This window comes from Zoogloea sp., from assembly GCF_030157465.1.
Taxonomy (GTDB): domain Bacteria; phylum Pseudomonadota; class Gammaproteobacteria; order Burkholderiales; family Rhodocyclaceae; genus Zoogloea.
Map to the genome: position 1 here is coordinate 1 of NZ_JAOAUU010000018.1, position 10,403 is coordinate 10,403.

The following is a 10,403-nucleotide window of genomic DNA, read 5'->3' on the forward strand; positions in this document are numbered from 1 at the left end:
CATAGTTGGCGAGGTTGAGGGTGTAGGCGACGCCGACCGTGGCGCTGGCGGCGCCAGTGGCTTCGATGGTCGGAGCGACGTTATTCACCGTGACGGTCTTGCTGACCTCGGTGCTGCCGCCGTCGCTGTCGGTGACGGTTACGGTGACCTGGCGGGCGGTGGCGTTTGCCGGGCCGTCTTCGTCGTCGGTAAAGACATGGCTGACGATGCCGCTGGCCGGCAGGTCGGCGGCGAGGACGGTCTGGGTGCTGCCGTCGCCCCAGGCGATGCTGTAGGCGAGCGGGTCGGCGCTGCCGGCCACGTCGCTGCCGGTGAGGGTCAGTTGATAGGTGGCGCCTTCGAGGGTGCTGGCGGCGCCGTCGAGCACGAGGCTCGGGGCGACGTTGGCCACCGCGACGGCCTGAGTGCCGAGCACCGTGGTGCCGTCTTCGTCGGTGGTGCTGACGGTGATGGTCGGGGTGCTGGCGCCGTCGGCGTAGGTGTGGGTGAAGCTGCCCGCCGCGGCGGCCCACTGGGCCGGGGTGAAGCTGTCGGTGCTGCCGTCGCCCCAGGCGATGGTGTAGCCGCTGCGGGTGTCGGTGCCGGGGTCGGTAATGGCGCCGACGGTGAGGGTGTAGATACTGCCCTCGTCCACCGCGCTCGCGCCGCTGAGGCTGGCCGCGGGCGCCACGTTGTTCACCGTGACGGCCTGGGTGCCGAGCACGGTGGTGCCGTCTTCGTCGGTGGTGCTGACGGTGATGGTCGGTGCGCTGGCGCCGTCGGCGTAGGTGTGGGTGAAGCTGCCGGCCGCGGTGGCCCAGTCGGCCGGGGTGAAGCTGTCGGTGCTGCCGTCGCCCCAGGCGATGCTGTAGCCGCTGCGGGTGTCGGTGCCGGGGTCCGTGATGGCGCCGACGGTGAGGGTGTAGACGCTGCCTTCGTCCACCGTGGCCGGGCCGCTGAGGCTGGCGGTGGGGGCCACGTTGAGGACGTCGACCGCCTTGGTGCCTAGGGCAAAGAGGCCTTCTTCGTTCTGCGCCGAAACTTGCACACTGTAACTGGCGGCACCGTCGGCATAAGTGTGGCTGACAACCCCGCCATTCAGCGCGAGCTGAGCGGCGCTGATGGTCTGGTAGCTGCCCGGCGTGGTTTCGTCACCCCAGACGATGCGGTATTCGCTGACGGTGTCGGCGCCCGGATCAAGGATGGCGCCGATGCCAAGAGCGTAGGCACTGCCTTCCGGCGTGGTTGCGGCGCCAGTGAGGCTGGCGGTGGGGGCAACATCGGTGACGCTGACGCTGTGGCTGGCAGCGATGTGTTCACCGTCTTCGTCGAAGACGCGGACTGTGATGGTCGGATTGCTGGTGCCGTCGGCGAAGGTGTGATGAACCACGCCGCCGCCGGCGACGAGGGCGTCGTATTCGGTCGGGGTGTATTGGTTCTGGGTGCTGCCGTCGCCCCAGTCGATGCGGTAGAGGGTCGGGGTGTCGGCGCCGGGATCGACCCGCGGGCCAACGGTGAGGGTGTAGTCGCTGCCTTCGGCAATGGTGACGGCGCCACTGGCGCTGACCGTCGGGGCGACGTTGTACACGGTGAGGGCCTGCGTACCCGCATTAATGTGGGTGCCGTCTTCGTCCACGAGGGTGACGCCGATCTGCCGCGCGGTGCCGCTGATGTTGCCGTCGGCGTAGGTGTGGGTGACTTGCCGGTTGGCTGGCAGGTCGGCGGCGGCGATGACTTGCGGCGCGCTGCCGTCACCCCAGTCGATGCGGTATTCGCTGACGGTATCGGCAGCAACGTCCTGCACCGCGCCGAGGGTGACGGTGTAGGGGCTGCCTTCGGCGACTGCGCCAGGGCCGCTCACGGCGAGGCTTGGGGCGACGTTGGTGACGGCGAGGGTGAAGCTGTCGCTGGCGGTCTGGAAGCCGTTGTCGGTGACGCTGACATCCACCGTAACCGGGACGGCCCGGTCGTCGGCAAAGCGGTGGCTGATGTTGAAGCTGAACTGGCCGGCGCCAAGGCTGAGGGTTTCAACCGGGGTGCCGTCGCCCCAGTTGATGGTGGCGCTGCGCCCGGCCGGATCCTGGTCGGCGGGGTCGGTGAAGCTGATGCTGCGGGTAAACAACAGGCCTTCGCCGACGCTGCTGTCGAGGCCTGCATCGACGACGATGACTTCGGCCGGCGGGGCAACGGTGAGCGCCTTGCTGCTGGCGTGCGGGAAGCTGCCGTCTTCGTCGGTCAGCGTGGTCTCGATGGTGAAGTCGCCTGCAGCGGCATAGGTGTGGACGACTTGCCGGTTGGCCGGCAGGTCGGCCGCGGCGATGACCTGCGGCGGGCTGCCGTCGCCCCAGTCGATGGCGTACTGGGTGACGATATCGGCGCCCGGATCACTGACCCCACCGAGAGTGAGCGTGTAGGGATGACCTTGTTCAACGGTGTTGTCGCCACCGAGCCCCTGGGTCGGGGCGACGTTGTCGACGACGACGGTGAAGCTGTCGGTTGCGACGCTGTTGGCCTGGCCTTGCTGGTCATCAACGGTGACGCTGACGTGGTAGCTGCCGTTGTCCGGGAAGACGTGATCAATGGTCGGCGACTTGCTGGGCGTGGTGAAGCTGCTGGTGACCGGGGTGCCGTTCACGCTGTAGCCCCAGTCCACCGTCACGTGGTAGACGTTGCCGATGTCCGGGTCGCCGAGGGTGAGGCCCTGGGCGAAATAGTGGCCTTCCTGCGCGACGCGGTCGGCACCCGCTTCGAGGCGCGGGCTGTCGTTGACGTTACGCAGCGTGATGTTGGTGAACACCGACTGGGTCGAGTAGGTGTTGCCGTCACTACCGGTCCAGCGGAACAGGTCGGCACCGGCGTAGTCGGCGTTGCCGTGGTAGATCAGCGCACCGGCGGCCAGATCGGCCACGCCGATTTCCTGCCCCGGCTGCACGGCCACGCCATGCAGGCTCAGGGTGCCGGAGCCGGGCAGCGTAACGATGCGGATCGACGCCAGCGCCTGCCCTTCGGCGTCGGTGAAGCCCGCGGCAAACAGGGTATCGAGCAGCGCGACATCGCTGTCCTCGTCGCCGGTGACATTCACGTCGCTGACGTTAGGCGCGGTGTTGCTGTAACGCTGGACGAGCACCTCGGTGCTGTTGTTGCCGCCGTGGGCGGTGTCGCGATAACCCTGGTAGCTGACGAGGAATCCGCCATCTGCCGTAGCCACGATGTCCGGGGTGGTCTCGGTGCTGATGTCGTTGACGACGATCTGGCTGTCGATGGCCCGGCCGCCGGCGTCGTACTGCTGCAGCCAGACACTGCTTTGATCATCCCAGCTGACGACAAAGCCGCCGTTGGTGAGCCCGGTGACCGACGGCTGCAGCTGGTTGTTCGCGGTGTTGTAGTTGACACGGAACTCGGCACCGAGCGTGTTGCCGAGGGCGTCGTAACGTTGCCCGTAAACACCGTAACCCCAGGTGTCCTCGCCGTAGGAGGTCCATACAACGACGAATCCACCGTCGTTGAGGGCTGCCACCGAGGACTGGGACTGGGAGTTGTCGATGTAGGTATTGACCTGGAACCGGGCACCGATGGGGCTACCGTCGGCATTGAAACGCTGGGCGAAGATGCCATTGCCGCTGCCGTCGGCGTAGCCGTCCGTCCAGGTGACGACGAAGTCACCGCCGACATTGTTCAGAAGCGCGATCGAGGGTTCGGATTGCGGGGTGTACAACTCGCCCGCAATCGGGAGGCTGGCGCGCACCTCACCTCCGACCTTCTGGCCGGTGGCGTCGAAGTGCTGGAGGTAGATGTCGTAGTAAATTCCGTCCCGCTCGCCATCCGAATACCACGCGACGATGAAGCCGCCATCGCTGCTCTGGCTGACCGCCGGCTGATACTGGTTGCCGCCCATGCTCGTATTGACCAGCACCTCGCCTCCGGGCGCAGCGCTGCCGTCGGGCAGGTAGCGACGCATGAAGACGCCGTCGCCGGAGGTGTCGGTGGCGAAGTCGTTGGACGTCCAGATCACCGCGAAGCCGCCGCCCGACAGGCCGACCACGGTGGGCTCGTCCTGGGTGTTGAGGGTTGCGATATTGACCTGGAACGGGTCGCCGACGGCGTTGTCGTTGGCGTCATAGCGGCGCGCGAAAACGGCGTAGCTGCTGCCGTCGCTGCCGCTCCAGTCGGTGTAGGCCACCACATAGCCGCCGTCGGCCAGCTGGGCGATGGATGAGTCGCCCTGCTCGCCAGCCTGGTTGCCGGTGAGGGCAAAGCGGCTGACCACCTGCTCCGCACCGTACAGAACGGCACCGTCGGGATTGGCGGCGATGTTGAGGGTGATGGATTGCGGTGCGGTCACACCACCGCTGCCATCCGACAGGCGCACCGACACCGTGCGGGTCGGTTCGGGGTTGGACAGGAAGTTCTGGTAGGTGAGGTTCTCGATCAGGTTCTCGACCGCTTCGGGCGTGGCGTTGGCGTTGAAGCTGACGATCAGCGAGCCGCCATTGACACCGTTGCCAATGAGTGTGCCGATGGCCGTTCCACCGTAGCTGATGGTGCTGCCGCTGACACCGATCTGGCCCTCACCCATGCCTTCGTTGCGGACGCCGAGCTGGTCCTGGGCCTGGATGCCTGGAATGTTGAACTGGTTACGGTCGCCGTAGGTGGTGATGAAGCTCACATCCAGACGGCCGCCGTTGAAGTTGGCCGAATCCGGATCGAACAGGCCGATGCCCGCATCGATGACCTGCGGCGCGGCGTTGATGGCGTTTTCCTGGAAAGTGACGGAGCTGGCCAGATCGACGATCTGCGGCGCCGCGCTGTGGGCGAAAGTGCCCGGGTCGCCCACCACACGCTGGAAGACGCCGTAGCCGCTGCCGTCCGACTGGCCCTGCCAGACGATGGCGAAGGCGTTGCCCGCCAGCCCGGCGACAGCCGGCACATCGTCACTGGATATTCCCGTGGTGCCGATATTCAGTTCCCCATCGACACGATTGCCGGCGCCGTCGAACTTCTGCGCCAGGATGTCGTCGGTATTGCTGTCGCGCCAGGTGATCACGAAACCGCCGTCGCCGGTGGCGGCGATGTCCGGCGAAATCTGGTAGTTGTAGCTGGACTCATTAACCCGGAACTCGTTGTCGACCGGGTTGCCTGCTCCGTCGTAGCCACGTGCGTAGATGCCGTCGCTACTGCCGTCCTGCCCGCGCGAAATCCACGTGGCGACGAATCCGCTGCCCACTGCGGCGATACGCGGGTAGTACTGGTAGTCGACGGTGTATTGGTTGAGCTGGAACTCGGCGCCGATGGCGTTTCCGCTGGTGCCGTCGAAGAGCTGGGCATAGACGCCCGAGTTGCTGCCGTCCTGCCCTTCGCTGCGCCAGGCGACGACGAAATTGCCGTTGGCCAGCGCGGTGATGTCCGGTTCGTACTGGTAAACGTAAGGGTTGCCGGAGATCGGCGTGTTGGCACGGGTTTCGGCGCCGAGGGTGTTGCCGTTATGGTCGTAGCGCTGGAAGAAAACGTCGTAATACTCGCCATTGCGTTCGCCGTCCGAACGCCAGGCCACGACAAAGCCGTCGCCCAGGGCACTGACTGACGAATCGAGCTGGCTGCCCGAGGTGGAGGTATTGACGCGGAACTCAGCACCGGCCGTACGACCGGCGGCGTCGAAGCGCTGCGCCCACACGGAATAGCCGCTGCCGTCGCGACCTTCGTCGGTGTAGGTCACCACCCAGCCGCCATCGCTCAAGGCGGCCACCGCCGGGTCGGACTGGGAGCCCGGCGTATAGGCACTGACCTTGAACTCGTTGCCGACCGGCGTGCCGTTGGCCGCGTAGCGCTGGCCGAAGATGCCGTAATCCCAGCCGTCCTCGCCGTTCGACTGCCAGGTGACGACGTAGCCGCCATCGGCGAGGGTTGCCGTTGCCGGCGACATCTGCTCGCTGCTCTTGTAGGTATTGACGGATTCCGGCGATCCGAGCGGCAGCGCACCGTCGGCCTCGGCGGTGACGTTGATCTGGATCACGGTGGGCGTGCTGGTCGCCCCGTCGCCGTCAGAAAGAGTGATGCTGACCTGCCGACTGGCCACCGGATCGGTGGACGGATTCCGGTAAGCCAGCCGTTCGAGGACATGCTCGACAAAGGGCTGGGTGGCCGCGGCATTGAACTGGATCACCAGATCATGGCCCGCCTGACCGTCGCTGACGATGCTGCCGATCACCGTGGTGCCGATGCGCACGTTGGCGCCGCTGACGTTCACCTGTCCGGCGCCCGTGCCTTCGGACAGGATGGAGAAGTTGTCCTGATTCTGCCGGTAGTCGCCGATATCCTGGTTCAGGCTGGAGTAACCGCTGATCACGCTGACCGTAAGAACGCCACCGTCCAGCGTGATTGAATCGCTGTCGAACACGCCCACCGCGGCATCGATGAGTTGCGGCGCGGCGTTGACGGTGTTTTCAAGGTAGGTGACACGCCCCGCCATGTCGCTGATCACCGGCGCCGCCTGGAGCACCGGCGAACCGGCCGGCCCGAAGACGTTCTGGTAGACGCCCCAACCGGAAGCCTCCTGGTTGGAGGACGACCAGGTGACCACAAATCGCCCGCCCGCCAGACCGGCCACATCGCCGTAGGTCTGGTCGGAGGTGGCGGCTTGCGAGGCCCGTAGCGGGCCATCCACCTTGTGCCCGTCGGTGTCGTATTGCTGGACGTAATAGCCCCGACCCCACCCGTCATCGGATTCCCAGGACACGACGAAACCGCCGGTATCAAGGGCCGTCACGTGGGGGTAGGCGTCGCTGGACGGGAAGGTCAGCCCGTTATTCACCAGCGTTTCGGAGCCCACCGGCACGCCGCCGGCGGTGAAGCGCTGCAGCATGATCGCGTAGCTGTCGCTGTACGGATCGTCACTGGTCTGCCACACAACGACAAAATCGCCGTTGCTGAGGGTCGTCACATCAGGACGCGCCTCGTGGCCGAGGGTCGAGCTATTGACCCGGAAACCGTCTGTTGTGGGCGCACCACTGGCGTCGAACACGCGCGCGTAGGTGCCCCAGCCGCTTCCGTCCTGGGCATAGGAATGCCACACGGCCACGAAGCCGCCGTTGGCAAGGGCCGACAGTTGCGGGAAGGATTGATTGTCGGTGGTGAAGGCGGTTCCGCCACCCGGCGGGTTGTCGTTGATCAGAACCCGGCTACCCTGCGCGAGGCCGTTGGCGTCGTAGCGCTGGAAGACCGTTCCGTAGCTGTTGCCGTCCGCATTGGTGTCATCGCTGTAGGCGATCGCGAAGCCGCCGTTGGCGAGGCCGACCACGGCGGGCTGCAGTTGCTCGTAAGTCGTCACCGGATTGACGCGCCACTCGCTGCCCACCGCGTTGCCCGAGGCGTCGAAACGCTGGGCAAAAACGCCGCGGCCCCAGTCGTCGCTGGACTCCCAGGCCACCACAAAACCGCCGTCGGTCAGCGCGGCAGCCCTCACGCCGGAGTCAGTGCCTTGGTTGCCGGGAGTCGCCGAGGACACCTGGAACTCGGCCCCGATGGCCGCGCCGTTCAGGTTGTAGCGCTGGGCATAGACGCCGTACTGATCCGAATCCTGACCGTAGGACTGCCAGACGATCACGTACTCGCCGGCATTCGGGCCTGCCAGATGAATCGCGGTCGGATAGGCCTGGGTGTTGTCGGTGTAGGTGTTGACCTGCGTGTCGCCCGGCAACAGCGCCACCGCACCGTCGGTCTGCGGGGTGATGTTGAGGTTGATCGTCTGGGTCACGCTCTGGCCGCCGTCGCCGTCACTGACGGCAACTTCCACCACCCGCCCGACCGGTGCCGACGAACTGGTGGTGTAGGCCAGCCGCTCCGCCACACGCTCGACGATGGCCGCAGTGGCGTTGCTGTTGAACACAATCACCAGATCCGACCAACCCTGCCCGTCGCTGGCAATGGTGCCGACCGCAACGCCGCCAAAGCGGATCGTCGAGCCGACCGCGGTGCCGCTGACACCGACCTGCCCGGCGCCATTGCCTTCGTGCAGGATCGTGAAACTATCCTGTCTGAAGGCTTCCATGTCGTAGGCGGCATTTCCGCCCAGGCTTGTCAGCACCGAAACGCGCAGCGTGCCACCCGCGAAATTGGCGGAATCCTCGTCGATGACGCGCAGACCCGAATCGATCAGTTGCGGCGTGGCATTGACGGCGTTTTCATTCAGGGTGACCGAGCTTTCCAGATCCAGCAGCTGCGGGTTTTCCTGACGCGCCACCGAACCCGGCGTGCCGAACAGGCGCTGGAACACACCATAGCCGCCCTGCCCCGGCACATCCTCGGCATTCGATGCCCAGGCGGCCACGAAATTGCCGTTGGCCAGACCGGCCACAACCGGGTGGTGCTGGGCATCGGCGCTCGTCTGGCTAAGCCGCACGGGCCCGTCGACCTTGGCCCCGGTGGCGTCGAACTGCTGGCCCCATACGTCGATGTAATCGTTGAGAAGGCCGCTGTAACTATCCCAGGCGACGACGAAGCCGCCGTTGGAGAGTGCCGTAGCGTGCGGCCACAGCTCCTGATTCGAAGGCAGATCCGGCGTGCTCACCATGAACGCGCCGCCCACCGCCACGCCGCCCGCCGTGTAGCGCTGGCCAAGTAGCGAATAGTCGGATTCGTCGGACCACAGCACCACGAAATCGCCGTTCGTCAGCGTGACGACCGTCGGGTTGTACTGGTTGCCGCTGGCGTTGGTATTGACCTGGAACTCGGCACCCACCTTGTTGCCGCTGGCATCGAAGCGCTGGCCGAATATTCCCCAGCCCGAACCGTCCTGATAGAGCGACCGCCAGACGGCAACAAAGCCCGTCTCATTGGTACCTGAAGTGGATGGATCGTCCTTCAGCGCCGACAGGGCCGGCAGGTATTGGTCATACGGCACATAGGTGTTGACCAGGAAATCGCTCCCGATCGGCGTACCGCTGGCGTCGTAACGCTGGGCGTAGGTGCCGTAGCCGCTGCCGTCGCGGGTCTGGTCGGCGAAGGCGACGACGAAACCGCCATCGGCCAGGCCGATCACCGCGGCATGAGTCTGGTCGTAAACAGTGCTCGCGGTGACCCGGAACTCATCACCCAGCGCCGCATCCTGGGCGCTGAAAACCTGCGCAAAAACCCCGCCGGAACTGCCGTCCTGCGCCTCGCTGCGCCAGGCCACAACGTAGCCGCCGCCGGAAAGCGCCGCCACCGAAACGCCATCCTGGCTGTTCCAGATGTAGCTGTTGATCGCAAACTCGAGGCCCACGGGCACGCCGGCGGCGGTGAAATGCTGGCCGAAGACGCCCCAGGCGTTTCCGTCCTGGTTGTACGACTGCCACACCACCACATAACTGCCGTCGGCGAGGGTGGCCACGGCGGGCTGGGATTGCTCGCCGGCCACGTAGGTATTGACCCGCGCCTGGTCAAACAGCGGCACTGCGCCGTTCGCCTCGGGCAGGATATTTACGGTGATGCTCTGGCTGGTGACCGCAGAACTCGCGTCCTGCAGGCTGACCAGCACCGTGCGGCTGGGCAGCGCGCCTTGCGTGTCGCTCTGGTAGGCCAGGTGCTCAATGACGGCTTCAACGCGCTCGGCGCTGGCGTTGGCATTGAAGGTGACGGTCAGCGGCGTACCGTTGTCACCGCCGGCAACCGTGCCGATCGTCGTTCCGTCGTAGCTGACAGTGCTTCCGGTGTAGCTCAGATGGCTATCGCTGAAAATTCCCAGCTGGTCGGAGCTCCGGCCGTTGGCACTGAAGGATGCCGTCAGCACGGCACCATCGAGGCCGCCCGCGCCCTGGTTGAGCTGGACTGCGCCGTCAAGCAGCACGCCACCGCGGGCCGCGGTCTCGCTGACCGTCACGGCGGGAACGACATCCACCAAAGCCAGCGCGGAGGCCGGCGCGGTGTCCTGGATACGGACCAGAGTCTCGGTCGGGTCCGACGCCGCGGCGCTGTTGTCGAAGAGCCGGAAGGCCACGTAGCGGTCGCTCGTGCCGGCCGGCGCCGCGGCTGCGCTGTACTGATAGGTGACGTTTTCGGCCAGGGCCTGGATCGCCGCCGGGCTGGCTGCGCCAGAGAGGCTCACCACCAGCGGCGCACCGCCGGTGCCGCCCGCCACGGTTCCGATGACGACGCCGCCAAAGCTGACTTCGTTGAGATTTACGCCAATCTGCCCCGCGTTGAAACCCACGCTGCGGATTGCCAGCGCGTCGTTGCTGTCCGCGCCGGAGGTGAAATAAACCCACAGGCTGCCGCCGCTGAAGCTGGTGCCATTGTTCGAAACGACAAGGTCGTTGTCGATCAGCTGCGGCGTGATCGCATCGGCCGCGCCGAATACCACGCTGGATTCGATATCCTTGAGCGCCGGGTCGCCGCTGCGCGGCAGTTCCGCGGTGTCGCCAAAGACCCGCTGGAAGATGCCGCTGCCGCTG

The 10,403-nt window shown here is 66.0% G+C and carries 1 protein-coding gene; it reads right to left on the reverse strand.

All coding sequences use genetic code 11. From position 1 onward, the window contains the following. A partial coding sequence (locus Q1W26_RS02305; RefSeq protein ID WP_300435322.1) for a PKD domain-containing protein occupies window positions 1-10,403 on the reverse strand: 10,403 nt, incomplete at both ends.